Origin of the sequence: Nocardia elegans NBRC 108235 (genome assembly GCF_001612845.1) — a bacterium.
Taxonomy (GTDB): domain Bacteria; phylum Actinomycetota; class Actinomycetes; order Mycobacteriales; family Mycobacteriaceae; genus Nocardia; species Nocardia nova.
This window is the reverse complement of the sequence record NZ_BDBF01000004.1, coordinates 20634-46876: the sequence shown is the minus strand read 5'-3', so window position 1 is coordinate 46876 and position 26243 is coordinate 20634. Positions and strand designations below refer to the sequence as shown.

Genomic DNA, 26243 nt, shown 5'->3' with positions numbered 1-26243 from the left:
ATTCCGAGTAGGACGAGGATGCTCAGAAACTCCGTCGCGAGCCTCATGCCGCATCACCGCCGGCGGGCAATTCCAGCACCTGCGCGGCCTTCGCCGCCTGCATGTCGGCGATCCCGGCCGCGAGCAACTCCCGGAGCAGGATTGCCTGATCGAGCGTCAACTGCATTCCGATGTCGCCCGAGCCCAGCTGGCCCCGAACGTCGACACAAACTTTGTCGACGTTGGCGTAGTACTTGACGCGGAACGAGCCTCGAACACTCGCCGTGGCGACGACTTCGTCGACGTCTTCCTGATGGCCGAACTTGTCGACCTTGGATACGTATGCGCCCATGAAGTCCTGCATCACGCCACCTCCAACCGGCGGCTGAGACGGGCAATCTTGCGCATCGTGCGCAGCTGATCAGCGCGCCACGCGCGCTCCTCGGGCGAGAGCAGACCATCCGGATCCACCGCTCGCTCCAAGCGATTCAGGGACGCAGACCGGGCCTGACCACGGCGCAATCGGGAAATACGGGAGACAGATTTGGCCTTACGGCCAGATACACTGGACATGCTTCGGGGACCTCTCGTCCTGGAAGTGGGAAATTGCTGAAGCGGTTGCACCCGCTTTGGTTCTTGGGCCCTCGGTAGTTGGCGCTACCGGGGGCTTTTCCTCTCTCGGCCGAATTTCGGTGCCGAGCAACGTGATTCAGAGACGGTCTCGGTCAGGGCCCCATGCCTGGCCCTCCTTCCCCAACACCACCGATACATACTGAATCATATCAGTGTGTATCAGTTGCCGTCAATGGCTGATACGTATCGGTACGCACCGGTCCGTCGTAGACTCGAACTATGGAGAGTTCGCCGCCCGGATTGGCCAAATACGAGCGTGTAGCTGCCGCAATCAAGCACGACATCCGAAGCGGAGCGCTCCAAGACGAGGACCGCAAGCTTCCTGGCCACCGCGGACTCGTGGACCGATATGAGGTGTCGCTCGGCACCGTGCAAAAGGCACTTCGTCTGCTCGAGGATCAAGGCTGGCTGACCGCTCGCGCCGCATCTGGCGTCTACGTGAACGATCCCTTGCCGGACGAAAGCGATGTCGCGCCGGCCCGATCCGTGCAAGAAGAACTCGGTCGCCTTCGCAGCACGACCGCCGAGCTGGAAGCCCGAATCGAGCGCCTGGAGCGGGCCGTTCACGACTTGACTCCGTCGTGAGGCCGATCTCGTTGCATCGTTCATGTGGTACAGAAAACACCCGGAGAAGCAGGTGAGGGCACTGTGAACACGATGTGCCCACCGACCCACCAAAAGTCACAGGGGGAGCGTCGATGTCCGACGAGATGGCCAACTTCATTGGGGAACTGAAGCGGTGGCGCGAGAACCAGGGCATATCACAGTCGGCGCTTGCCAAACGGATCCAGTACGACCGATCCTACGTCTCGAAAGTTGAGACCGGACAGGACTTTCCAGCGCCCGACTTCGCGAAGCGAGCTGACGAAGCTCTGTCGGCCGGCGGCGCGATCCGGCGCGCCTACAAGGTCGCCGCACAGGCCGCGAATGGCCAACCATCGCGGTCCGATCCGACTGCAGCGGTGAACGCGCATGACAACGGTCTGATAGTTGAACTCGAGGAAGCGGAGCTGCACTACGACCACATCATCGGCAACTACCGCGCTTCACAGCGGCGAAGGATCCGAAATTGCGGTACGGCGCCGATCTATCGCTACTTGATCCGCATATCCGTAGATCGGCATCCCGGTTCACCGGAGTACTCGAACGAGCTGTATCGGAACGATCCTCTTACCTGGGAAGAACTCAATCTGGTCGCGCACTGTGACGATGAGCCGATGACGTGGCACGTCCAGCACGATCGGGACGCGTTCAAGGAACTCTGGCTGCTGTTCGAGAATGAAGAGTCCCGATTCCCGCTGTATCCAGGCGAGTCGACCGTGATCGACTACTCGTACACGGTGGGCGACGACAAGTGGGGGCAGTGGTTCCAGCGGGCTATCCGGTTACCGACGGATCGGATCGTCGTCCGCCTCGATTTCCCGGTGGAGTGCCGCCCGAACGTCTGGGGCATGGAAACGTCGATGAGCGCGGAAGCACTGCCGTTCCGCGATCCGATCCAGCGGACGGAATCCGGTGACCGCGTACAGTTTTGCTGGAGCACAGACAACCCTCCGCTTCATGCGCGATACCGGCTCGAATGGCGTTTCAAAAACCATCACCCGAAGGATGAGATGCCCACTTCCGAGGTACTTCCAAGCGAGCGAATGTCGGCCATTGGGATCGTCCAGGAAGGCGACCCAGTGCTGTCCGGCTCCACGCAGCCGTTCGACCTACCTCGTGAGGCCGATGACGCCCGGCGCGTCATCGCTGAACTGCAATCCGCAATGACGCGAGTCGCCGATACCCATACGTTCAGCAAGGGTATGGGCATCGCCGCACCGCAGATCGGGATCCCGCGATCGGCTGCGGTAGTTCGCGCTCCCGATCAGACGCTTATCACGCTGCTGAATCCGACGATCATCGATCAATCCGTGGAAACCGATGTCCAGTACGAGGGCTGCCTGAGCTTCTTCGATGTCCGCGGCAAGGTGCCGCGCCCGCTGGCGATTCACGTTGAGCACGTCGACATCGACGGAAACGAGCAGATCACGGTGTTCGAGCGCGGTCTGGCGCGGCTTGTGGCGCACGAGATCGATCATCTGAACGGACTTCTGTATCGCTCGCGGATGCTGCCTGGTACACAACCGATCCCGGTAGCGCAATACCGCGGCACCGGTCAGCAGTGGAACTATCCGGCCTGATGGATAGTGTTGCCGGACGCCGGTTCGTCGTGATCGGTGCGTATGTCGTGGACTGCATCGCGCGAACGAGCGACCTGCCAGCCTGGGAATCCGCGACACTGGCCGAATCGATCACGCTCGTACCCGGTGGCAAAGCGCTCAACCAGGCCATTGCGCTTGCGCGACTGGGCGCCGATGTTCTGGCGTTGGGCGTCGTCGGGCGGGATCCGGCCGGCGGCATCGTGATCGATGCCCTCGAACGCAATCGCGTCGATACCACCTTGATCCGGTACGAAGACAACGCGAACACCCCGGTGTGCATGTGCTTCGTCGGCGACGCGGGCGAGACTTCATTCCTATGGCGAATCTCCGACGAAACTGCAATCGCACCAACTGATATCGACGGTGCCCGGCAACAACTGGCCGCGGCTGACGCAGTGCTCATGACATATGAGTTGCCGCTGGACACTGCGCGCTATGCGTTGTCGGCTTTTCAGCACTTCCCGGCCACAGTGGTGGTACAGCCTTCGCCGCCGCTGGCGGACGCGCATACCTTGCCATACGACGGAGTCGATGTACTCCTGCCGAATCGAAGTGAGGCACTGGCGCTCCTCGCGCCCAAGAGAACCGCGGCCACCTCCAACCCTGCCGACGTGCCGCTCATGCTGCACAACGCGACTGGGGTACCCAACATCGTCGTCACCTGCGGCGCCGACGGCTGCTACGCATTCGCGAATAGCTCGACCGCGCATTTTCCCGCGCATCCGGTCGCAGAAGTCATCGACACCACCGGAGCAAGCGACGCGTTCGCCGCACACTTCGCCGCGTCGGCCGTATCCGGCTCCCCGATCGAAACGTCGATTGCCGACGCACTCGCAGCCGCAGCGTATTCGATCCAGCACGCCGGCGGATCCGCATCGATGCCCCCCGGGCCGCCGCGCTAATTCGCCCCTGCAGACCGCCGGCCACCCACGCCGCCCCAAATCGGAGCCTTCCCCGGTGCCGGTCCTCTGCTCGACCAACTACTCACCGCAACCCTGAATCTCGAAATCTCCACGCACCCAAACCCACCCAGTGCCGGTCCTCCTCGGTCCAGTCCCCTCCCGTCCAGTCCTCTCTTCTCCCCGGTTTGCCCCGCCGACCAGCCCTATGCCCTCAACTGTCTGGCTGCCTGCCGCAGGGACACTAAATGCGCCCGCAGGGTGTGTTTAGTGTCCCTGCGGCAGGCAGCCAGACACCACCACCAAAACCGCTGGTCGGCGGGGCAAACCGGGGAGGACAGTCGGGGGCGGATACTAATCCGCCCCCGACTGTCCAGTACTTCCCCCTTCGGCTCCTGGCTCGAAACGCCAGTGCCCGCACCAGAGGAGCGGGTGGCCCACATGTACATAGGATGCCAACAGTGTTGGGAGGGAACTGATGTCGACGACTGAAGATGCGAAGTCCGAGCGACGGCGGATAGCCTGGTTCGCCATACCGGCAGCCGTCCTTGGCCTGGCGGTAGCTGGATTGGTGAGTGGGGCGGTCATTCACTATGGCCTCACTCAGCCCGTCGCGACCATCGTGACGGGGGTTGGGGCCGTAATCGCGGCGCTTCTCGTCTACCTGAATGGCGCCAGAAGTCGATCGCAGGAGCATTTTCACTATCTCGATACACGCCGGGCCGAACAGATTGCAGCATTGCATGACCGGTACGTGACTGTCGCGAAGTTCCTCGGCGACGATTCAGCGGCGGTAAGACAGGCCGGCGCCCTCGCATTAGCACAGCTCGCGGATGATTGGAACGCTCATGGTCATACCGAGCAGAAGCGAGTTTGTCTCGACTTGATGCATAACTACTTGAGGGGTCCGACGCCGAGACCGCGCAACTCGGATGATCCTGGCGTCAGGGGCGAAGCGGAAGTTCGCCGTATCATCCTCCAGTCCCTCCTCGAAAGATCGCCATCGCTGCGAGATCTGCGCAACATCGATATCTCCGGGGTCATGCTAGAAGGTTTCGGGCTGGAGGGCTTTAACCTGACTCGGGCAACTTTGGCCGGCGCAACGCTGATATCTGTCTCTTTGGATAAGGCGCAGATGGAGGGTGCGGATTTGAGCGGCACAAGATTGAAGTTGGTCGAATTCGCCGGGGCGGACATGGAAGGCGTCAGCTTTCGCAGTGCCAAGCTCTGCGAGGTCGGGTTGTCGAACACTAACCTGACCGAAGCTGACTTTAGCGGGTCGACCCTGGTGGAGCTCGAACTGTACGGAGCGGACTTGCAGGGTGCGATCTTCACCGAAGCTGAAATGCCATATATCAGCCTCAGTGAGGAACAACGTGCACAGATCGTTGGTCGCCCCGCCTCGGTCTACTGAAGTGCGGACACCGACGACGAGATCGTCGCGCGTGTCGTCGCCGAGAGCGCCGCGTTGATCTAGTGGCGGCGATCAAGAGCCGACCACCACGCTGGTAGAACTGCGACAGTGCACGACAGATCCTGGCGCCGGACCAGAGTTGGGTGCAGTTCTTCGATCCCGCCAAAGTTTGAGCACTGGGCTAATCGACACCCTCCGCTTGTTCTTCAGCTTCTCGTTCCATTTCGTCCACCTCGGGCATGCATAGATCGCAAATGACTGGGGAGGACGAACGCTGACCACGAGGAAGCACGGTGCCTTCGCCCGCGTCTACCGTGGTACCGCACACCGCACATGCCTTGCTGAACTTGTTTCTCATGACAACTCCAAACCCCAACCGGCAACGGTGTCTTCGTGATGTTCGGCCAACACGGCCCTGTTGACCTCGTCAGAGATCCGTGCCTTCGTCCCACGAAGCGACGCGTACGCCGGGTAGTCGTCGAGTTCGGGTGCCACAACAACTTCCGTAGTCACCGGGTCGATCGCGATGAGGCCGTTGTCGAACAGTCGATGGATATCTGCTCGTAGTAGCAGTCCTTCCGTGAGCACGTGAGTCTCGTGGACGGAATACTGGCGCAGGTGTGCCGCCTCCAGCACCTTCGGATGGCAGGGGCCGGTTATCGCACAGTGCAACTTGTCGCGCTGAAGCAACGCAGTGCGGAACTTATCCTGGCCGTTGCGTACCGGCACGCTCCGCCGCTTACGTCCGCCGGCAATCGGACGGCGCTGAACAACACCCGTGGTCGTGGCTGCGGGATGCCTTCCACTCGTGACCGGACCAATCGCAAAGGGAGCAAGCAGCTGTTCGAGCTGTTCTAGATCTAGTGGCCGAATTGAGCTCTGCCGGTCGTTGTTTGCTCTAGCGGACATCAGACTGTCGGTAGTCAGAGCGCCGTCGATCGCCCTCCAATGAGCAGCGATGTATGCGGTGTATACGGTCCTGGTTTCGTCTCTGACGACCGGAGCGGAGAACTCGAATCGGCAAGCCCTGCTGCCGCAAACGAATTCTGGCCGCTTCTTCTTCCGTCGCTCGACCGACGCCCTGTCGCATCTGGGGCAGCGTTTGATCTTGACCGGGACATGGTGTTCTACAGCAACCTCGTCGACCACCGATATCCCATGCACTAATCGCTTGTCGTGTACGACTGCCACATCGCCTGGGGCTACCTTGGTGCTGTTCCCCACCGTGTTGGTGTAGACGTACTGGACGCCAGGGATGTCGGCATAACCTTCGTTGCTGTGCCAGTCGCGGTCTTCGCCGACCGACTTCAACGCCCATGCCAGCACGGGGCTCTCCTTCGGCTCTTCGGTTGTGGCCCACCAGTTTCGGTCGCCGCCGGACGATCCTACGCAGCGCCACCGACACGAGTCTTCTGCTCCGCGCGGCTGCCAGTACAGCGTCACGCGACGCACCCAGGCCAGCTATGCCACTATGGGCGCATGCCGCCGGAGTCCGACCACGTCAAGCGGAACGCCGAAATCAACCATCTGATGGGAGTGGGTGAAGGCGTTATTTCCTTCATCAGCGAATCTCTTCGCTTCCTCAATCTCTCGGCGAACGGGATGCTCAATACGCCCAACATGATCACCGTGATGACAGCGAGCAATAGTGTATTTGAAAAGATCCTGGATCACGCCGAGATGCCCGACGAGTTCCGCGAGCTCATCGAGGAGGTGCATCGCACGGCCGAACTGTTGATTGCAAGACACGAGGCCCCTCACCTCTCCGCCGACGAGCTTGAAGCCGGCTTGCCTCTAATCTTCGCGACGAATCTGATTGGCATATGGGGTGCGCTTGAAAGCTTCGTTGGCGATGTGTTCAAGATCTCGCTGCGGTACAGGCCGGACCTGTTGGCAGGCTCTGCCTTCAAGGGCGTGAACCTACCTGTCTCGGTGCTTGCCAACCCTGAGGACGATGCACTTTATACCGCCATATACCAAAAGGTGCTGCCCCCAGGAACTGGGGCATTTGAAAAATTTGAGGACCTACTGAAGGACGTCGACCTCCGCAATATCGGGGTCGATCCAGAAGTTAAGAAGAAGCTGCGTGCAGCTCACCAGATCAGGAATGTGTGGGCCCACAAATCCGGCATTGCCGATTCGCACTTCGTCACTAGTTGCCCGTACTTGCCCTACAAGGTCGGTGAGCGCGTCGACTTGGACCAAGAGGCGATGGGGGAACTTGCGCAGGCCATCGTGGACTACATCACCTTGATCCTGCAGCGTCTCCACAAGAGGTTCGAGGACGACGGCGCAGTCTCACCGTCAAACTGACGGCAGGGCGGTGTCGCCGTCACTCTTGGGCAGATCGATTTCGCCGCGGACCAAGCGACGATACCCAGCGGTCACGTAAGTGTCGTCAAGCCTCGCGGCAGATGCGAGGCATGGTCGTCGTCTACCGGTTCTCCGATTGGGCGATAGATAGATCAGTAGGATACGGCTATGACCAGCACATTCGCAGCTTGCGCCTGGGACAGCTGCACTCAGCCAGCAACCCACCTGGTCGAAATCGAGTACCCCAACCAGACTCACGAAACCTGGCGCGTGTGCCGAACACATGAAAAAACTGTCAAGTTCAACGTCATGCGCAGCCGTGGGAGCGCCCCGGAGCCAACGGGCCCCTCGCCTACATTCACGTGCCGCAATTGCGGACATGCGCTGGAGCGAAGTGCGACCGCTTGTCCGAAATGCGGGTCGGTCGATCGGATCATCGGCGCCGGTGACACGGCCACCTGGCACGAGTCGGTCACACGCAGGGCGTGCCCGGCCCCTCTGGCTCGGTGGGAGTACAAAGACACTGTGGGCGAAAGCTTTACCAGGGATATCAATAGCTGGAGCGAGCTCGAACGTCACGTCGATCGTGTAGATGACCGCTACCAAGAGATCATCACGTACTACGACGGCACACGAATAGAGAGCACTGCACAGGAATCCGAACACTGAGCTGTATCGCACGGTTCGTTCGGTCCCTGGTCGGCCCGCGCCAATCTCGGCTGCCCTCGTATGCCCATCAACATCCTCGATGCCTCAAACACCGAGACGAACGACCTCGAAACCGTTGCCGCGCAGGTACGTATACACCGCGATTAGGGCCCCGCCGGCCGCAACGCCTTGGCTGGACACCACTGCCTCACCGGGAGCGTTCCCTGCTGATTCCCCGTCGTCAGCACGAACTCGACCAACCCAAGCCACGTTCCATCGCTTGCGCGCGCCCGCGCGCGCAAGCGCCCGGGTGTCTGGCCGGTGAGAACCAGGCCGCCAGCCTTGATTCGCATGGCGATCCGGTTGCGACCGAATGGTCCGTCGACGCCGGTGGGTATAGCGGCGGCGAGGTCGACAAGGACCGGCGCTGGCGGATCCCCAACCCGTCGCAGAGGCGGGTCAAACGGGTCGCGCCATTCCTCGAACATACTTTCGAATACTAGAGGGTCTCTAATCTCGGTGGTCGGGAGCCAGTCCACGTATTCACAATCCCGACCGCCACCATGGCCATCCCTGGTGCCGCCGACCACAAACTTGCCGAACAAACGAAGAGCCGCTGCTGAAAAGTCATCCTCTTCAGCAGCGGCTCCCGGGAACTCGCCGAGACCGGTAACCGGCCAGCGCCCTTACTTAAACCGTCTTACGAGGGCGGCCCGGTTTCCGGGCAGCAGATTCGAGCCCTACCGCAATCAAAGTGTCCCGCTGCTCAAGAGGCTTGAGTCGAGCATCCGCGCTGGCGAGGGCACGGATGATCTTCCGGGTCGCCTCCTCATAGAGATCACGACGCGCTCCAGCCGTACCTGCGGTCCACATGCCGTCCTTATCCAGTTTGGTGACAACGAGTGTCCCTTCGAAGAACTCGTGCACCTTCGCCGCGTTGCCGTCTTCGTCCTGTGCGTCGCGAAGCGCATCCCGTTTCCACGGAATCACTTTGGCCATCACGTCGATGACGAACTCAGTCGAGACTCCGCACGCCCTAGCAGCTGCCAACACGGTGACAATCGCAGTCAGGCCACTCGCTGTGCTGTGGACGTACTTCGACTTGAAAGATTTGACATCGCTACGCCCCGTTGCGATCTCACGCCAGCCCGGCAGCGTTCGGTACGCATAATCAATGATCGAAACGATCTCATTCCCCGTGGCTTCGATAGCCGCACTCTCGCCGCCGCCGTCACGCTTTGCCCGCCTGGTGATGATCTCTTCCAGCAGCCTCTCCCGCTGGTCCGGAGAGCGATCCTTGACCCCCACTCCCGCAAGGTTCGCCGCCGCGTCCCGAGCAGCGTTCGCCCGATAGAGATCTTCGAACTCCTTGCCCTTCTGTGCTGCGAGCTCCTTCGCTGCTTTGGTACCCAGGTAGCCGGCACGGTTGCGGAACAAATCGGACTTGTTCATGACGTATTTGCCCAGGCGGTTCTGAATCTTGGTGACGTCCATGACCGCCACGAGCGCAGGACTAATCGGCTTGGTGGACGCCATCTGCACGAAAATGGTTGAAAGAACGTCTGTCTCGTTCTCCAACAGCATCTCGATCGTGATGCTCGACTCCGCAAGGCGCTGACGCACGGCATAGCGTGGATCGTCGGGATCGTCCACGTCCTTAACCTGCCGCCATGCGTGCACTGCCGCCCTGTTGCGATGCTGCCCGTCTTCGATGACTGGGTGCTCCGCGCCTTCGAAGATTGTGAACTTGACCAGATCCGCGCCCTCTCCAACGGGGGTGATCTGTTCGATGGTGACTTGGTCTGGGTTCATCGCGATGGTCAGCATCCCAAGGAAGGGCCGCTCCGACTCGCTGTCCTGAAGAAACTCCGCAATCTTATGCCAGTGCGCTTCGGCGATGTCTCGGTTGCCGGGGCGACTGCTGTCGATGTCGAAGTCGTGCCGCTTCAGCAACTGCTCGAAGTTCAGTTGCTCCCCGATCTCCCTGAACGTCGCAGAGAAGACGATCTTGCTCATCTTGCCTGCATGGGTAAGGATTCCGACCTTCTGGAGCCTGATCGTCTTGCCGATCGACGCAAGGGCGGCGGTGTCGATGTCCGGCGCACCGAGAAGTTGCGACGTTGTATCGTTCACGTTGTGGACCTCCAGTCCATGTGAGGCCGGTTCTCGTTGGCGCGGGGCCGGCCTCGCTTCTCTCTTACGCCAGATACGTTAACTCGCCGGGCGAGTTTTCGCATCCGAATAAAAAATAGGCCGGCGGGTTTCTTTCTATCTGTGGGGCGCACCCTTCGGCAATCCATCGACCCTGCATGCGGGCGGCGCACTACACGTGGGCGCCGGCAGAGACCACGCACGGCACCCAGACCGCAACTACCTGCGGCATGTAAGTCATCGCCTGAGGCAGCCGAATCGCTACCGACATCGTTCGTCGCCGCCACGCCAGCGATATTCCGTGCCTCGTGATCGCATATCGACAGACCCGCGCCTGGGATCCGTGGGACATACGTGCGACAGGCATCAGCGAAGCGGGGTGATTCGCGGTCAATCACGGACAACCACTGGGGTAGCGCCTGGGCACGAAAAATCCCCCCGACCAGGAATGACCGGGGGGATTTGAGAGTGGCCAAGGCCGGGATCGAACAGGCGACCTTCCGCTTTTCAGACAGGCACTAAACTAACGCGTCGACCGATCACGACGACTGGCTGCGACCAGTGTGGCGACTCAGTCGAGTTCTGCTTCTCGGGCTTCGTGTTCCGATTCGTCGACTTCCGGCATGCACAAGTCGCAGATCACCGGATACGGGCGGCTCCGGCCCTTAGTGAGCACCGTGCCGTCGTCGGCACCAAGGGTACTCCGCACTTCGCGCAGACCGCTCCGAACTGATTTCTCATCGCCACTCCCCGTTGGATTGAATCGCCCTGCACGACGTTCCCATGATGCCGTTGGACACCGACAGACATGCAGCGACGCCGGATGCACTGCGCCCGCAAACGGCCCGCAGCAGCGTCCGACGCCGCCAATCTCCCCAACAACTCCAACCAGCGGATTACCTGGTCAGCTCACATCGCCCACATCCCCGTCAACAGCCAACTTGCGCCAAACGTCGAGACCGACGACCTTGAAAACCGTCGTGGTTCACGCCACCGTGGGTTCAAATCCCACACCCACCGCAGGTGCAGGGCCTGTCACCAGGGGACTGTTCCGGCGTCGGAGAAGAATCCGCCGGTCGGTCCGTCGTCGGGCAGGGTGGCCAGGTGGATCGCGATCGCGGCGCCCTGTTGGGGGGTTCGGACGCCGCGGAAGCCGTTGAGGTCGGTGGCGGTAAAACCGGGGCAGCCGGCGTTGATCAGGATGTTGGTGTCGGCCAGTTCCTTGACGTATTGGACCGTGACCGCGTTCAGGAAGGTCTTCGACGCCGCGTAGGCCGCGGAGATCGGGCCGGTGTCCGCGCCGGGCGTGGTCTGCAGCGTGAGCGAGCCGACGCTGCTGGACATGTTCACGATCCTCGGTGCTGCCGAACGCCGCAGCATGGGCAGCATCGCGTTGGTGACGCGGATGACCCCGATCACGTTGGTTTCCACAGCAGCTCGCACGGTCGCGGGATCGACCGAGGTGGGCGTCTGGGGCATGCCGCCGGTGATCGCGGCGTTGTTGACGAGGACGTCGAGGCCTCCGGCACGGTCGGCGATCAGGTCCGCCGCGGCGGCCACGCTCGCGTCGTCGGTCACGTCGAGCGGAACGCCGAAAGCATCGATCCCGTCCGCGCGGAGTTTCTCCACCGCCGTGTCGCGGCGTTGTGCGTCGCGCGCGCCCACGCCGATTCGCCAGCCCAGGGCGCCCAGCCCCGCCGCGATCTCGTATCCGATTCCCTTGTTCGCACCCGTCACCAGCGCGATCGTCTGTTCACTCATACCGTCGATCCTGGTTCGGTCGCGGGTGGTGGGTCCAACACCGATCGGGTGGCCGCTGATACCGCCCGGGTATCAATGCCGGATACGATGACGTGGTGGAGACGCGGGAGTTGCGATACTTCGTCGCCGTCGCCGAGGAGTTGCATTTCGGGCGAGCGGCACAGCGACTCGCCATGGCGCAACCACCGCTGTCACGGGCGATCCGACAGCTCGAACGGCGGCTCGGCGTGGTGCTGCTGCACCGCACCACTCGCTCGATCACCCTGACCGAGGCCGGCGCGGTGCTCTTGCGGGAGGCTCGTGCCGCGCTCGCCGCGGTCGACGCCGCGGAGCGCCGCACCCGCCGCGCGGCCGGTCGGCCGGGCGTGGTGCTGGCTACGAAGGCCGGCGCGTCCAGCGAACTGCTGTCGAAGTTGCTGGACGCCTACGCTGCCGAACCGGGCGCTGTCGCTGTCGAGGTGCTGCTGTGCGGGCCCGGCGAGCAGGGGGCGCTGCTGCGCGACGGCCGGGCCGACGTCGCACTGCTCCACCGGCCCTTCGACACGACCGCCGGACTCGACACCGAGGATCTGCACACCGAACAACAGGTTCTGGTCCTGCCCGCGGGCCACCCCCTCGCCCACCGGCCCCACCTGTCGTCGGCCGAGGTCTCCGCCTTGACGGATCTGCCCCTGCCCCGCTGGCCTCGGCAGGACGGAAGCTATCCCGACGGCCCCGGTCCGAAGGTTCGCGACCACACCCAACTGGCCCAGCTGATCGCGCTCGGACGAACCTGCGCGGTCATGCCCGAGTCGGTCCGAACCCACCTTCGCGACGATCACGCGATCGTGCCGGTGCCGGACGCACCGGCGGTCACGACCGTCATCGCTTGGCCGCCACACAGCAGATCCAAGGCCGTCGCCGACCTCGTCCGCACCGCGACACGTCTCTAACCGACACCGCGATTCCACGGCCGCCCTGTGTCACGACTGTGGCGCCGACCGGCGTACCGGTCGGCGCCACAGTCGTTTCCGGTCTCGATTCGGACGGCCGGCCCCAGGTTCAGAAGCACCACACCCAATCGGCGGATCCCGGCAACGGGATGGTGATGCAGATGGCGATCGGTTTCGCCGTGGTATCGGAAGCGCTGTCGGCGGAGGCGATGGGCGCCGCCACGGCGCCGAGCGACATGACTATCGCGGAGGTAGCGAGGACTTTCGCGGGACCAACGTCCCCGATCAACTCCGGCGGGGGTCGGTTTTGGTGTTCACTCGGTCGAAGGCGTCGCCGATGGCGGTGAGTTCTTCGGGGCTGAGCAGGTCGACGAAGGTTCGGCGGACCGCGGCTACGTGGCCGGGGGCGGCGGCGCGCAGGCGGCGCATACCTTCCTCCGTGAGGTGGGCGCGGACGCCGCGGCCGTCCTCTTCGCAGCTGGTGCGGCGGACCATGCCCTGATCCTCCATGCGGCGGATCTGGTGGGTGAGGCGGCTGCGCGAGGACAGGACGCCGTCGGCGAGATCACTCATCCGCAGCGAACCGCCCGGAGCCTCGGAGAGCATCACCAGGATGCGGTATTCGGGCAGGCTCATATCGCTGTCGGCCTGGAGCTGGCGGTTGAGCTCCACCATCAGACGCTGGTGCCCGTCCATGAAGGCGCGCCACGCCCGCTGCTGTGCCGAGCTCAACCACGGCGGCGTTGCCGGGTGACCACTCGGTTCGTAAGCCATGGCGCCATTCTATTGGGCCCGAATGGAAGCAATGTCGCCTGGTCAGCGACCCGCGGACAAGATCACCCGGATCGGATCCACAGCCGCACCCGTTCCAGCGCGGCGAGCACATAGAGTCGGGGTATGTACGCGGTGACATTGGACGGTTTCGGTGGGCCCGAGGTGATCCGCTGGGCGGAGGTGCCGGATCTGCCGCCGCCCGGGCCGGGCGAGGTGGCGATCGACGTCGTGGCCGCCGGGGTCAATCGCGCGGATCTGTTGCAGCGCCAGGGCTTCTATCCGCCTCCGCCGGGCGCGAGCGACATTCTGGGCCTCGAGGTGTCGGGCGTTGTGGCCGAGATCGGCGCGGGCGTACGGGATCTGCGGCCGGGCGACCGGGTGTGCGCGCTGCTGTCCGGCGGGGGCTACGCCCAGCGCGTGGTGGTCGCCGCGAGTCAGGTGCTGCCGGTGCCCGAGGGCCTGGATCTGGCTGCGGCGGCGGCACTTCCGGAGGTAGCCGCCACCGTGTGGTCGAATCTGGTGATGCGCGCCGGATTACACGCCGGCCAACTGTTACTCGTCCACGGCGGCGGTAGCGGAATCGGCACCCACGCCATTCAGGTCGCGGTGAATCGCGGTGCGCGCGTCGCGGTGACCGCCGGTTCGCAATACAAATTGGATCGCTGCGCCGAATTGGGTGCGAGCATCGGAATCAATTATCGCGAACAGGATTTCGTGGAAGTCGTCGGCGAATTGGGTGGCGCCGATATCATTCTCGACAATATGGGCGCGAAATACCTGCCGCGCAACGTCACCGCCCTCGCCGAGGACGGGCAGCTGTGCGTGATCGGCATGCAGGGCGGAGCGAAGGGCGAGCTGAATCTGGCGGAGCTGCTCGGGAAGCGCGGCACCATCCATGCCACCAATCTGCGTAAGCGGCCGGGCACCGGGCGGTCGAGTAAGGCCGAGATCATCGCGGAGTTGCGGCGCCATCTGTGGCCGCTGATCGCGGAGGGCGCGGTGGTACCGGTGGTACATGCCGAGGTCCCGGTCACGGAGGCGGCGCACGCCCACGGACTGCTCGATTCGGCCGAGACCGTCGGCAAGGTGATCCTGCGCATCGATCAGGCGTGAACGTCCGCGGCACCCGTCGGCGACCGTGCGCCGGACGGCCGCCTACTTCTCCAGCGAGTTCAGCGCCCGGCCGAGCTGTTCGATCTCGAATTTCGTTGTGTAGGGCGCCAATCCGAGGGTGACCGCGCCGCCCTCGTCGTTGACGCCCAGGGCGTCGAGCAGGCGGCTCCCGCCGTGCGCGCCGCTGACCGTGCCGATGCGGTGGTCGGCGAGCTCGGCGGAGATCTTCTCCGCCTGCATCCCCGCGATGGTGAAGCTGACCGTGGGAATGCGGGTGGACGCGCGGCCGATCACGGTCAGATCCGGGACCGCGTCGAGCACCTCCATGAGATGTTCGAACAGCTGGTCGTGATAGTCCTGCAGCGAGGTGATCGATATCTCCAGCCGCTCCCGGCGGCTGCCGGTGGCCTGTTCGTCCAGTCCGGCGAGATAGTCGATGGAGGTGGTCAGCCCCGCCAGCAACGCGTACTGATGTCCGCCGACCTCGAGCCGCTCGGCGCCCTTGGCGTAGGGGTTGAGCGACATCGAGGGAATGCGATCCAGGAATGCCGGATCACGGAACACCAGCGCGCCGATCTGCGGACCACCCCAGGCCGGCGCGGAGAGAGCGACGACGTCGGCATTGAGTTCGTCGATGTCGATCAGGGCATAGGGCGCCGCGCCGAAACAGTCGGCCACCAGCAGTCCGCCCACCTCGTGCACCCGGTCGGCGGCGACCCGGACCGCGGGCGCGGAACCGACGATCGGCGAGGCGGCGGTGACGGCGACCAGTCGCGCGGTCGGGCCGATCAGTTCCTCGAACTGCCAGGCCGGCATCTCGCAGGTTTCGATCTCCACCTCGGCCCAGCGCACATGGGCGCCGTAGCGGTTGGCGATGCGCAGCCACGGGGCCACATTGGCCTCGTCGTCCAGGCGCGAGAGCACGATGCCGGTGCCGAGCCCGAGCCGCGAACTCAGCGATTCGGCCAACCACGCCAGCAGGACGGCCCGGTCCGGGCCGAGGACGACACCCGCCGGATCGCCACCGACGAGATCGGCGACCGCCTCCCGGGCCGCGTCGAGAATGGCACCACTGCGGCGCGCGGCGGCATGACGATTGGTATGCGAAAAAGCAGAGGTCCGGAAACCGGTTGACACGGCGCGCGATACCGAATCCGGGACCAGCATTCCTGCCTGGGGGTCCAGATGGATCCAGCCGTCGCCCAGGGACGGTATCAACCCCCGAACCCTCGCGACGTCGTAAGTCATGCTGGCCACTCTAAGGGCAGCGGGCAAGTCGGCGGAACCGTGCGCCGACCCAATGCGATATCACGCGACATGGCAACCGACTTTCACAAACCGAACCACACACGAGGCGGACAGAACCGCAACAGAATACTTCCGCCCGAAATCGGACCGCATACCCCGTTCCGGCACCGGGCCCCCACCGGGCGATGCGTCGTTCACTTAGCGCTCCGCGCGGGAACCAGACATCATGGATCCCATGACGCAATCGGACGGAGCACCGGATTCCATCGTGGTGATCGGACCCGAGGGGCGGCCGCTGGTCATTCCGGCGGGCGCCCAGGGTGAGGCGCCGTTCGCCGGGCAGGTGGTCGGCGAGGGCGAGACCGCCGCCGAGGGCGCACAGACCGGCGGCGAAGAGTCGCTCGCCGATATGGTCGAGCAGCCCGCGAAGGTGATGCGGATCGGCACCATGATCAAGCAGCTGCTCGAGGAGGTACGCGCGGCTCCGCTGGACGATGCCAGCCGCAACCGGCTCAAAGAGATCCACAAGACCTCGGTGCACGAGCTCGAGCAGGGTCTCTCCCCCGAGCTGCGCGACGAACTCGAGCGGCTCGCGCTGCCGTTCAGCGAGGAGTCCGTGCCGTCCGATGCGGAACTGCGGATCGCCCAGGCCCAGCTGGTCGGCTGGCTGGAGGGTCTGTTCCACGGTATTCAGACCGCGCTGTTCGCCCAGCAGATGGCGGCCCGCGCACAGCTCGAGCAGATGCGTCACGCTCTGCCGCCGGGCGCGCACATCCCGCGCGAAGGCGGACAGGGTGGATCGGTCACCGGAGGCGGTCAGTACCTCTGAACACCGCTGATCATCGGATACCCTCGAGCCCCCACCGGCGGGGATCGGCTCTGCGCTACAGTCGTGCACTGTGCCAGCAGCTGCCCCTGCCGATTCGGCCACAGCCGAACGCCCGGCCGACGCCACGGTGCCCCTGATGTCGGATGCGCAAACATTCCCGCGGGCCTTCAAAGACCTCCGCGAGGGGTTCACTCAGCGTGAGCTGTGGCTACAGCTGGGTTGGCAGGACATCAAGCAGCGATACCGGCGATCGGTGATCGGCCCGTTCTGGATCACCATCGCCACCGGCGTGCAGGCGGCCGCGATGGGTGTCCTCTACGCGGCGATCCTGAATCAGGACCTGTGGACGTATCTGCCGTACGTCACAGTCGGCCTGATCATCTGGAACGTGATCAACGCCAGCATCCTCGAGGGCTCGGACGTGTTCATCGCCAACGAGGGGCTGATCAAACAGCTGCCCTCGGCGCTGAGCGTGCACGTTTATCGGCTGGTGTGGCGGCAGTTCCTGTTCTTCGCCCACAACATCGTGATCTATCTGGTCATGCTGGTGGCCTTCGGCGTCTGGGAACATCTGGACTGGTCCGTGCTGCTGGCGATTCCGGCGATCGCGCTGGTGTTCCTGAATTCGGCGTGGGTGTCGATCGTCTTCGGCATCTTCTCCACCCGCTACCGCGACATCGCCCCGATTTTGGGCAGCATGACTCTGATGCTGTTCGTGCTGACTCCGGTCATGTGGACCACGAAGTCGCTGCACGACCAGGGCGGGGCGGTGAGCGAGCGGGCCAAGCTGGTCGAGCTGGTGCCGACCTACCACTATCTCGAGATCGTGCGCGCACCCCTGCTCGGCGATCCGGTGCAGGTGCGGTCGTGGCTGGTCGTCGGTGTGATCACCGCGGTCGGCTGGGCGGTGGCGATCCTGGCGTTGAAGCAATACCGTTCCCGCGTGCCGTACTGGGTGTAGAGGACGTTATGACCGGAGTAAGCATCGAAACCCACCAGGCGTGGGTGGAGTTTCCCATCTTCGACGCGAAGTCACGGTCGCTGAAGAAGGCGTTCCTGGGCAAGGCCGGCGGATCCATCGGCCGCAATCAGTCCGATGTGGTCGTGGTCGAGGCCCTGCGCGACATCACGCTGTCGCTGAAGGAGGGTGACCGGGTCGGCCTGGTGGGCCACAACGGCGCCGGGAAGTCGACACTGCTGCGGCTGCTCTCGGGCATCTACGAGCCCACCCGCGGCAGCGCGCGCGTGCGTGGCCGGGTGGCGCCGGTGTTCGACCTCGGCGTCGGTATGGATCCGGAGATCTCCGGCTACGAGAACATCATCATCCGCGGGCTGTTCCTCGGTCAGACCCGCAAGCAGATGCTCGCCAAGGTCGACGAGATCGCCGACTTCACCGAACTCGGTGAATACCTGAACATGCCGCTGCGCACCTATTCCACCGGTATGCGGGTGCGGCTGGCGATGGGCGTGGTGACCTCGATCGATCCGGAGATCCTGCTGCTGGACGAGGGTATCGGCGCGGTCGACGCGGAATTCATGAAGAAGGCCCGCAACCGGCTGCGCGATCTGGTGGCGCGCTCCGGAATCCTGGTGTTCTGCAGTCATTCCAACGAATTCCTGGCCCAATTGTGCGATACCGCAATGTGGATCGACCACGGCACGCTGCGCATGCAGGGTGATATCGAGGATGTGGTGCGCGCGTACGAGGGCCCCGAGGCGGGCGATCACGTGAAGCAGATCCTGCGTGAGCTCGAACTCGAACGCAATCCCGCATGACCACCGCCGCAGACCCGGACATGGGCGGTCGAGCGCGGAGGGGGCATGTCCCAGAGAACAAGGATATGGACATGAGTGATCAGGCGGCCTCGTCCGCGGACAGCGGAGTGGCCCGGATCATCGCGGTGGTCGTGACCCACAAACGCCGGGAACTGCTGAGCGAATCGCTGAAGGTGCTCGCCGCGCAGACCCGCCCGATCGACCATTTGATCGTCATCGACAACGGCAACGAGCCCGAGGTCGGCGAGCTGGTGGAAGAACAGCCGATCGAATCCACCTATCTGGGTTCCGAACACAACCTGGGTGGTGCGGGGGGCTTCGCCCTCGGCATGCTGCACGCGCTGACCATGGGCGCGGACTGGGTGTGGCTGGCCGACGACGACGGCCGCCCCGAGGGTCCGGACGTGCTCGAGAAGTTGCTCGATTGCGCCGAGCGCCACGGCCTTTCGGAGGTCTCGCCGGTGGTGGCCGATATCGATGATCCGGATCGGCTGGCATTTCCGCTGCGCCGCGGCGTGGTGTGGCGGCGGCTGCGGTCCGAACTCGGTGACGAGGACTTCCTGCCCGGTATAGCGTCGCTGTTCAACGGCGCCCTGATCTCCGCCGAGGCGCTCGAGGTGATCGGTGTGCCGGATCTGCGGCTGTTCGTGCGCGGCGACGAGGTGGAGGTGCACCGGCGGCTGGTGCGCTCGGGCCTGCCGTTCGGAACCTGTTTGCAGACGGCGTATCTGCACCCGAACGGGTCGGCGGAATTCAAGCCGATTCTCGGCGGCCGCATGCACACCCAATATCCGGACGATCCGGTCAAACGCTATTTCACCTACCGCAACCGTGGCTATCTGATGGCACAGCCCGGGATGCGGAAACTGCTACCCCAGGAATGGGCGCGGTTCTCCTGGTTCTTCCTCGTACAGCAAAAAGATCCGGCCGGTCTGCGAGAATGGTTGCGACTGCGGCGTCTGGGGCGACGCGAGCAGTTCCATAAACCCGGTTAGATCAGTGCTTTTCGCATGAGGAGGTAACGGCTGTGAGCAACCCCTACGGTGGGCAGCCACCCTATGGGCAACCATTCCAACCGAACGGTGCACAGCCGTATCCCCCGCCGCAGCCGAACGGTCCCTATAGCGCGCCGCCGCCGCACGGCGGTAGCGGAGCCGTTGCCGCACCGGGATATCCGCAGCCGCACGCGGGCTCGCAGCCACATATTCCCCAGCCGCACAACGTGTCCCAGCCGCATCAGGCGCCGGGGTGGGGCGCTCCCCCGGCTCCGCCGCAGCCCTACGGCCAGCCGCCGGCGAATCCGTACGGGGCGCAACCGTATCCCGGTCAGCAGCAGTTCAACGGCGGGCCGGCGCCCTACGGTGCACCCAATCCCGTTGCGCCGCAAGGCCAATACGGGCCCTACGGCCCGGCGGTGCAGTTCCAGCCGCAGCCCGGACCGCAGGGCATCGTCGTCGACGCCTCGTACTTCCCGCTGGGATTCCTGCTCGCGCTGACCGGCCCGAAGATCATCGTCAACGGCATGGAGGTGCCGATGGCGAAGTGGGGACAAACCCACATTCCGGTCGGTCCCGGGCAGCACCACGTCCGAGTGGCGACCAAGTGGCTGTGGGATATGGGACCGGCCGAGACGACCGTGCCGGTCGCCGAGGGCCACAGCACCCACGTGTATTACAAATCGCCCGCTATCGCCTTCATCAACGGCGCGATCGGGCCGGTGCCGCAGGCCGCGCCGGGTGCGATCGTGTCCTACATCAGCCTCGGCGTGGTCGGGGTGTTAATCCTGCTGCAGTTGCTGATCGCCTGCTCGCTCTGATCGCGCAGCCCGCGAAGACGTAGGCCCGGAAAAGAAGACGTAGGCCCGGAAAATACGTTGCGGCCCGCGCGGCGGGCTGTCATCGTTTATCCATCCGGTTGCGCACGCGACCGAACCGAGTAGCGAGACACGAGAGGGTCGAGGAGGTGGAATACGTGAACGTCGACAGTCGGATTGTCGCGGCCGGAGCCCGGTATCAGACCGAGAAGCGCTCCGCCGCACGTATTTCCACTCTTCTCCCCATGCACTGAGCCCTTCGCGGGCTCGGTGCCCGACGAAGGATGTCTCCCCTCATGGTCGATTACGACCGTCTCATTCCTTACGGCTGGACCGCCGACCTCTCCGCCGCGTACACAGGACTGCTCGATACCGGCTGGGTCCCGGCCCGCGTGATCCGGATGGATCGCAGTGAATGCGATGTCGCGACGCCCGATGGGCTCGCCCGCGCTTCCTGTCCGCGGGCGGATACCAACATCAACGGCCTGTGTACCGGTGACTGGGTCGCCATCGCACCGGCCGACACGTCCGGCGGCCCGCCGTTCACGGTACGAAAGTTGTTGCCGCGCCGCACGATTCTGCAGCGCGCGACGGTATCCGGACGTTCCGACGCGCAGGTGCTGGCCACCAATGTGGATACCGTCGCGATCTGTGTCGCCGCCGACGGCGAGATCGACCTGGGTCGCATCGAGCGGATGCTGGCCCTGGTCTGGGAGTCCGGTGCGCAGCCGCTGGTGGTGCTGACGAAATGCGATCTGGCGCCGGATATTTCGCTGTCCGAGGTGCGTGCCGCCGGGCCGGGTGCGGCGGTGCTGGCCGTCTCGGCAACGACCGACGCCGGTATGGATGGGCTGCGCGCGGTGGCGGCCGGAACGGTCGCGCTGATCGGATCGTCCGGCGCCGGTAAGTCGACCCTGGCGAATGCGCTGCTGGGCGAGGAAGTCTTCGCGACGGACGGGGTTCGCGCCTCGGACAAGCGCGGGCGGCACACCACGGTGCATCGCGAGTTGCGGCCAATTCCCGGCGGCGGAACTCTGATCGACACGCCGGGGCTCCGGGCGATCGGTCTGTGGGATGCCGAACAGGGTCTGGCCCGGACCTTCACCGATATCGAATCGCTGGCAGCGCAGTGCCGATTCTCCGACTGCGACCACCGCACCGAACCCGGATGCGCGATCCTCGCGGCCATCCGGAGCGGCGACCTGCCGCAGCGACGACTGGACAGCTATCGCAAATTGCAGCGCGAGAACGAGCGGCTCGCCGCCCGCAGCGATGCGCGGTTGCGGGCCGAACGGGAGCGGGTGTGGCGCGACATCAGCAAATCGCAGCGGCGAATGTACAAGGAACGTGATCCTCGTCGCCATCGGCGCTGACCTGCTATGCAACTGGTTGCATAGCATCACTCGGTGCCCTACTGTGCGAATCGGGTAGTTCAGCACCCCGGCCTCCACGGCATCGCCGATCATGGAGCCCGGGGTGATCGCACAGATGGGAGCAGGGATATGACCGAAGCTGGTAAGCCACTGGCCGGCCGCACCATGATCATGTCGGGCGGCAGCCGCGGTATCGGCCTGGAGATCGCCAAGCGGGCCGCCGCCGACGGTGCGAACATCACGCTGATCGCCAAGACCGATCAGCCGCATCCGAAACTTCCGGGCACGATCCACACCGCCGCCGAGGAGCTCGAGGCCGCGGGCGGGCGGGTGCACAAATTCGTCGGTGATGTGCGCGACGACGAGGGCGTCGCCGAAGCCGTGCGGCAGACCGTGGAGCGGTTCGGCGGTATCGATATCGTCGTCAACAACGCCTCGGCGATCGATCTGTCACCGACCGAGACGCTGTCGATGAAGAAGTACGACCTGATGCAGGACATCAACTGCCGCGGCAGTTTCCTGCTGTCCAAGACCAGCATCCCGGCACTGAAGGAATCGGCCGAGGCCGGGCGCAACCCGCACATCCTCACCCTGTCGCCGCCGCTGAACCTCGACCCGAAATGGGCGGGCAGCTCGCTGGGCTACACCATCGCCAAGTACGGAATGTCGCTCACCACTTTGGGTTTGGCCGAGGAACTGCGCAAGTACGGCATCGGCGTGAACTCGCTGTGGCCGCGCACGACGATCGCCACCGCCGCGGTCCGCAACCTGCTCGGCGGTGAGGAAATGGTCCAGACCTCCCGCACCCCCGACATCTACGCCGACGCCGCGTACCTGGTCCTCACCTCTCCCGCCAAGGACACCACCGGCAACTTCTTCATCGACGACGAAGTGCTGAACGCGCACGGCATCACCGATCTGGACAAGTACCGCGTAGTCCCCGGTGACGGGCCGCTGACCACGGACCTGTTCCTGTAAGCCGGTCCGCACTCCGCGAACACAGTGGTGTTGCCACTACCGACAGCCCGATCCTGCGCCGATAGGTTGGTCCTCGGGTCGGGCTGTCGACAGGAGCGCGAAGATGCCACAACGGTTTTCGGCCGTGCGGGGTAGAGTTCCCGGCAGCGATATCGAGGGGAGTTGATTCGCGATGGGGTACCGCTGGATTTTCGGCGTCGCGGTCGTATCGGCCGTCGCCGCGAGCACGCTGATCGGGGGCGCGGCCGGAGCATCGGCCGTCGAGGTCTCACCCGGTGTGTTCTGCGACCGGGCCGGCTGTCACAACGACAACGACGACACCTACCGGGTGGATGCCGAGGTGGTGTGCTCGGGTATGGGTGGCACCGCCCGGGGCACGGCGTGGGTGACGCCGCACGGTGACGCCCGCATCAACGACGGATGCCCGCTGGTGAGCGGCCCGGGCCACTGGGAGACCCCGCCGCCCGAAGTGCAACCCGACGGCACCTGGAACCAGCCGCCGATGCGGTTCGTCCCGGACCCTCCGGAGCCGACCTACCCGACCTCGTACCGATATCTCGGCGCAGTGGTCGACAACAATCCACCGCCGCCTCCGACGGGCTCGTTCGGCCGCTGAACGCGGAGAATTCGCCGAGGCCCGCCCGGTGACTTACCGGGCGGGCACGCGAATCAGATGCCGTACAGCCGTTCCCAGTTCTCGCGGCTGGTCAGTTCCGGCGCGGCCGCCCGGTACTGCCGGCTCAGCTCCGGGAGTTCGCGGCGCAGCCGGCGCAGGACTCGGAGGGTGCGCAGCAGCAGGGCGCGAGCTTTCTCCTTGTCGCGCTGTCGGATTCGCACGCCGGACTGGGAGGCGTCGGTGACCACGACGTGGTCGAACAGCGCCAGGTGCCACCAGTGCGCATCCTCGCGGGTGACGCCCACGACGCCGTGCTGGGTACGCCCGGTCCACTGCTGGATCGCGCGCTTGACCAGCACCAGCAGCGGCCGGCTCGGTTCACCGCCGGCGCGGCGGAGCTGGATGTCCGACTGCCGGACCGGTGCGGTCGCGGCCGCGTGCTTCTTGGTCTCGCCGTAGTCGGCGCGGCTGGTGCGAGCGGTGGCCAAAGCCTGAATTCCGCCGTCGCGCAGGATCTTCGGGCCCTGCAGGAAGTCCTCGATGCCCTGCAGCGTGGTGTGCGCGAGGCCGTACTGCATACCCACCAGGTATTCCGCGATCTCACGGAACAGCTTGCGGGTCACCGCCTTCGGATCGAGATCGGTGTGCATGGAGCTGACGATGAGCGAATTGCGCATGCTGAAGTAGCGCGCCCAGTCGTCGAAATCCTTCCAGTAGAAGTCCGCGTGCCAGACCGCCGCATTCGGCAGCGTCACGGTCACGAATCCCGCCTCGCGGGCGCGGACGCCGTATTCGACGTCGTCCCACTGGAAGAAGATCGGCAGCGGCAGTCCGATCCGGGCCACCACCTCGGCCGGGATCAGGCAGGTCCACCAGGCGTTGTAGCCGGCGTCGACGCGGCGCTCCTGATTGCGCTTGAGCATGCTGGTGTTGCGCAACGCCTTGGGCACCTTCTGACCGTGCCGCAGCTCGTTCAGGTGTACCTCCTCGGCGCCGACGTTGAGATAGTCGGGGTTCAGCAGGAACAGCATCTGCGCGCCGACCAGCGTCGGCTCCACCGTGAGATTGGCAAAGGCGTTGAGCCGCAACACCGTTTCGGGCTCGCAGAGGATGTCGTCGTCCATCAGGATGACGTCGGCGTGCTCGTTCGCCGCCGACACCTCGTACAACCCGCGGGTGAATCCGCCCGCACCGCCGAGATTCGGCTGCCGGATGTAGCGCAGTTTGTCACCGAAGAGCGGCTGCGTCTGCTGGAACAACTCCCGGTCCGAGACCAGGTCGGTGCCCTGGTCGACCACGTACACCGCGTCGATGGCGGCCAGCACCTCCGGATCCGAGGCGAGTGCGGCGACCGTGTGCGCGCAGTCCTCGGCCCGGTTGAAGGTGCAGATCGCGATCGCGACCGGGCGGACCCGATCCGGAGCGGCGGCGGTCCAAGTGAGCTCACCGATCGCGAGTTCGCCTCCGACAGCATCGAATTCGACCCACAGCGCACCGCCGTCCACGTACTGATCCAGCGGGGCCCGCAGGGTGACCGTCCCGTCGGAATCCACATCCGCGGAGTCGATGATGCGCCGGTGCCCGGCGATATCGGAGGCGGCCAGCCGGATCCGGGCCCGGTCGCCGACCGCGACCCGCATCGAGACCTCGACCTCGGTCACCGTCGTCCAGCGCTGCCAGTAGCTGGCCGCGAACCGGCCGAAATAGGTGTTGGTGTGGGCGTGCGCGCCCTTTTCCAGCCGCAGCGACAGCCGTTCGCGATGCGATTTGCCCTTGACCACCGCATACAGTTCGTCGCTGATCTTGGGCGCCGGGCCGGTGAAGATGCCGCGGGCCAGAACCAGGCGGTCGGGGGCGCGGTGCTCGGTCCGCAGGGCGCCGGGTGCGGGCTCGGCGATCCGCGGATCGTTCTCGGTTGCGGTCACGGCCTGGCCAGCCGACTGATCCATGGTGGAATCCCTCGTAAACAGTGTCCGATGGCGCCGAATACGGCGCGGGCGCGGTCAAGTGCGGGCTCGGTGCGAGCGATACCCATTATGTCCGTCTCATGTCGCGGAGTCCGACCGGAGGGCCGGTGATCGACAATTGCGAAGCACGATCATCGGCCCGACCGGGTGCGGGTGTCCCGCAAATCCCGACCCGAGCGGGACTCGGCGAAGACGAAAGTGTCGTAGGCCCAGTAGCGGAAAACCACCGCCACGATCTGGCCGATCAGGGTGCCGGAGATGTTGTCCGCCAGCGGGGAGGACAGGTGCAGCACATATCGGGAGAATCCGAGACATCCGAGCTGCAATCCGATGGCAACCACATTGAAAACGGTGTACAGCAGATATTCGCGAGCGGGACTGCCGCCTTGCTTGTGCGCGAAAGTCCACCATTTGTTGCCGAAATACGTGACCACCGTGGCCACCAGAATCGAGATGATCTTCGCGAGCAGCGGCGCGTGATTCAGTACGCCGTCGCCGCCCCAGAAGACCAGCACATTGTAGGTTCCGGCGTCGACGAGAAAGCCGATCGCGCCGACCACCAGAAAGGCCGATCCCTGCCGCAAGGCGGTGACGACCTTGTGTCGCAAGCTATCGCCGGTTCGATCGACCGGTTCGGTCGCCGTCTCACTGCTGGCCACCCGGCGACGGTACCGCACCCGGGTTCCCCACCGCGTGATGCAGGTGGAGTGCGGCTCGCCGCGGGTGTGATCGGACGGCCCACAGCGGATGCACAGGGCGCGAGGTCGGGGCCGGCACACCGGCCCGCAGCCGACACAGTGAGGGTTAGCGGGCGCGGGTCGG

Annotated in this window: 24 protein-coding genes; 16 read left to right on the top strand and 8 right to left on the bottom strand. The window is 64.6% G+C overall.

Going from position 1 to position 26243, the window contains the following annotated elements; translation table 11 throughout:
• Positions 1-43: 43 nt before the first annotated feature.
• Entirely contained in the window at positions 44-343 is a 300-nt protein-coding gene (locus tag NE2_RS03890; RefSeq protein ID WP_063023926.1) for a hypothetical protein, read from the bottom strand.
• Positions 344-831: 488 nt separating this feature from the next.
• On the opposite strand from NE2_RS03890, the gene NE2_RS03885 reads away from it, so the two are divergent.
• From NE2_RS03885 to NE2_RS03870, 4 genes are all read left to right on the top strand, one after another.
• Positions 832-1197 (top strand): GntR family transcriptional regulator, encoded by a 366-nt coding sequence (locus NE2_RS03885; RefSeq protein WP_063023924.1) that lies wholly within the window; start codon positions 832-834, stop codon positions 1195-1197.
• Between the two features lie 113 nt (positions 1198-1310).
• Entirely contained in the window at positions 1311-2795 is a 1485-nt protein-coding gene (locus NE2_RS03880) for a peptide deformylase (protein ID WP_063023922.1), read from the top strand.
• Positions 2795-3718, top strand: a complete 924-nt coding sequence (locus NE2_RS03875; protein ID WP_146165131.1) for a carbohydrate kinase family protein — start codon at positions 2795-2797, stop codon at positions 3716-3718. Before NE2_RS03880 ends, NE2_RS03875 begins: the two co-directional genes overlap by 1 nt.
• 475 nt (positions 3719-4193) lie before the next feature.
• Positions 4194-5129: a pentapeptide repeat-containing protein gene (locus NE2_RS03870; RefSeq protein ID WP_084493774.1), complete on the top strand. Its 936-nt coding sequence runs from the start codon at positions 4194-4196 to the stop codon at positions 5127-5129.
• A 354-nt stretch (positions 5130-5483) separates the two neighbouring features.
• On the opposite strand, the gene NE2_RS34700 is transcribed toward NE2_RS03870, so the two are convergent.
• Positions 5484-6455: an HNH endonuclease gene (locus tag NE2_RS34700; RefSeq protein ID WP_084493772.1), complete on the bottom strand. Its 972-nt coding sequence runs from the start codon at positions 6453-6455 to the stop codon at positions 5484-5486.
• Positions 6456-6608: 153 nt separating this feature from the next.
• Between NE2_RS34700 and NE2_RS03860 the strand changes: the two genes are divergently transcribed.
• Positions 6609-7442 (top strand): hypothetical protein, encoded by an 834-nt coding sequence (locus tag NE2_RS03860; RefSeq protein ID WP_063023915.1) that lies wholly within the window; start codon positions 6609-6611, stop codon positions 7440-7442.
• A 168-nt stretch (positions 7443-7610) separates the two neighbouring features.
• Positions 7611-8111 carry a hypothetical protein gene (locus NE2_RS35440; protein WP_146165130.1) on the top strand — a complete coding sequence of 167 codons (501 nt, stop codon included), beginning with the start codon at positions 7611-7613 and terminating at the stop codon, positions 8109-8111.
• A 669-nt stretch (positions 8112-8780) separates the two neighbouring features.
• Here NE2_RS35440 and NE2_RS03850 read toward each other — a convergent pair.
• Both NE2_RS03850 and NE2_RS03845 read right to left on the bottom strand, forming a co-directional pair.
• Positions 8781-10223 carry a DNA sulfur modification protein DndB gene (locus tag NE2_RS03850; RefSeq protein ID WP_063023913.1) on the bottom strand — a complete coding sequence of 481 codons (1443 nt, stop codon included), beginning with the start codon at positions 10221-10223 and terminating at the stop codon, positions 8781-8783.
• A 1053-nt stretch (positions 10224-11276) separates the two neighbouring features.
• Positions 11277-12002 carry an SDR family NAD(P)-dependent oxidoreductase gene (locus NE2_RS03845; protein ID WP_063023911.1) on the bottom strand — a complete coding sequence of 242 codons (726 nt, stop codon included), beginning with the start codon at positions 12000-12002 and terminating at the stop codon, positions 11277-11279.
• A 95-nt stretch (positions 12003-12097) separates the two neighbouring features.
• On the opposite strand from NE2_RS03845, the gene NE2_RS03840 reads away from it, so the two are divergent.
• Positions 12098-12934: a LysR family transcriptional regulator gene (locus NE2_RS03840; protein ID WP_063024063.1), complete on the top strand. Its 837-nt coding sequence runs from the start codon at positions 12098-12100 to the stop codon at positions 12932-12934.
• 285 nt (positions 12935-13219) lie between these two features.
• Here the strand turns inward: NE2_RS03840 and NE2_RS03835 are convergent, their stop codons facing one another.
• Positions 13220-13708: a MarR family winged helix-turn-helix transcriptional regulator gene (locus tag NE2_RS03835; RefSeq protein ID WP_063023908.1), complete on the bottom strand. Its 489-nt coding sequence runs from the start codon at positions 13706-13708 to the stop codon at positions 13220-13222.
• A 123-nt stretch (positions 13709-13831) separates the two neighbouring features.
• Between NE2_RS03835 and NE2_RS03830 the strand changes: the two genes are divergently transcribed.
• Positions 13832-14821, top strand: coding sequence for an NAD(P)H-quinone oxidoreductase (locus tag NE2_RS03830; RefSeq protein ID WP_063023906.1), 990 nt, complete (start codon positions 13832-13834; stop codon positions 14819-14821).
• Between the two features lie 42 nt (positions 14822-14863).
• On the opposite strand, the gene NE2_RS03825 is transcribed toward NE2_RS03830, so the two are convergent.
• Positions 14864-16069, bottom strand: a complete 1206-nt coding sequence (locus tag NE2_RS03825) for a cysteine desulfurase-like protein (protein WP_063010817.1) — start codon at positions 16067-16069, stop codon at positions 14864-14866.
• A gap of 235 nt (positions 16070-16304) precedes the next feature.
• Here NE2_RS03825 and NE2_RS03820 point away from each other — a divergent pair, with 235 nt between their 5' ends.
• The 8 genes from NE2_RS03820 to NE2_RS03785 all read left to right on the top strand — a co-directional run bounded on the left by NE2_RS03820 (position 16305) and on the right by NE2_RS03785 (position 23454).
• A complete protein-coding gene (locus tag NE2_RS03820) occupies positions 16305-16898 on the top strand; it encodes a bacterial proteasome activator family protein (protein WP_063024062.1) in 594 nt (197 codons plus the stop codon).
• A gap of 136 nt (positions 16899-17034) precedes the next feature.
• Entirely contained in the window at positions 17035-17859 is an 825-nt protein-coding gene (wzm, locus tag NE2_RS03815; RefSeq protein ID WP_063023904.1) for a galactan export ABC transporter permease subunit Wzm/RfbD, read from the top strand.
• 8 nt (positions 17860-17867) lie between these two features.
• Entirely contained in the window at positions 17868-18674 is an 807-nt protein-coding gene (wzt, locus tag NE2_RS03810; protein ID WP_030516838.1) for a galactan export ABC transporter ATP-binding subunit Wzt/RfbE, read from the top strand.
• A gap of 71 nt (positions 18675-18745) precedes the next feature.
• Positions 18746-19669 (top strand): galactofuranosyltransferase GlfT1, encoded by a 924-nt coding sequence (gene glfT1 / locus NE2_RS03805; RefSeq protein WP_063010842.1) that lies wholly within the window; start codon positions 18746-18748, stop codon positions 19667-19669.
• 227 nt (positions 19670-19896) lie between these two features.
• The gene (locus tag NE2_RS03800) at positions 19897-20490 is read left to right on the top strand and encodes a DUF3824 domain-containing protein (protein WP_233429655.1); all 594 of its coding nucleotides are present in this window, start codon (positions 19897-19899) and stop codon (positions 20488-20490) included.
• A gap of 293 nt (positions 20491-20783) precedes the next feature.
• A complete protein-coding gene (gene rsgA / locus NE2_RS03795) occupies positions 20784-21860 on the top strand; it encodes a ribosome small subunit-dependent GTPase A (RefSeq protein WP_063023902.1) in 1077 nt (358 codons plus the stop codon).
• Positions 21861-21989: 129 nt separating this feature from the next.
• Complete coding sequence (locus tag NE2_RS03790) at positions 21990-22838, top strand: SDR family oxidoreductase (protein ID WP_063023900.1); 849 nt, start codon at positions 21990-21992, stop codon at positions 22836-22838.
• 172 nt (positions 22839-23010) lie between these two features.
• A complete protein-coding gene (locus NE2_RS03785; protein WP_063023898.1) occupies positions 23011-23454 on the top strand; it encodes a hypothetical protein in 444 nt (147 codons plus the stop codon).
• A 53-nt stretch (positions 23455-23507) separates the two neighbouring features.
• On the opposite strand, the gene NE2_RS03780 is transcribed toward NE2_RS03785, so the two are convergent.
• Together NE2_RS03780 and NE2_RS03775 are read right to left on the bottom strand one after the other, a co-directional pair.
• Positions 23508-25403 carry a glycosyltransferase gene (locus NE2_RS03780; protein WP_084493770.1) on the bottom strand — a complete coding sequence of 632 codons (1896 nt, stop codon included), beginning with the start codon at positions 25401-25403 and terminating at the stop codon, positions 23508-23510.
• Positions 25404-25552: 149 nt separating this feature from the next.
• A complete protein-coding gene (locus tag NE2_RS03775; protein ID WP_063023897.1) occupies positions 25553-26080 on the bottom strand; it encodes a GtrA family protein in 528 nt (175 codons plus the stop codon).
• Positions 26081-26243 lie beyond the last annotated feature (163 nt).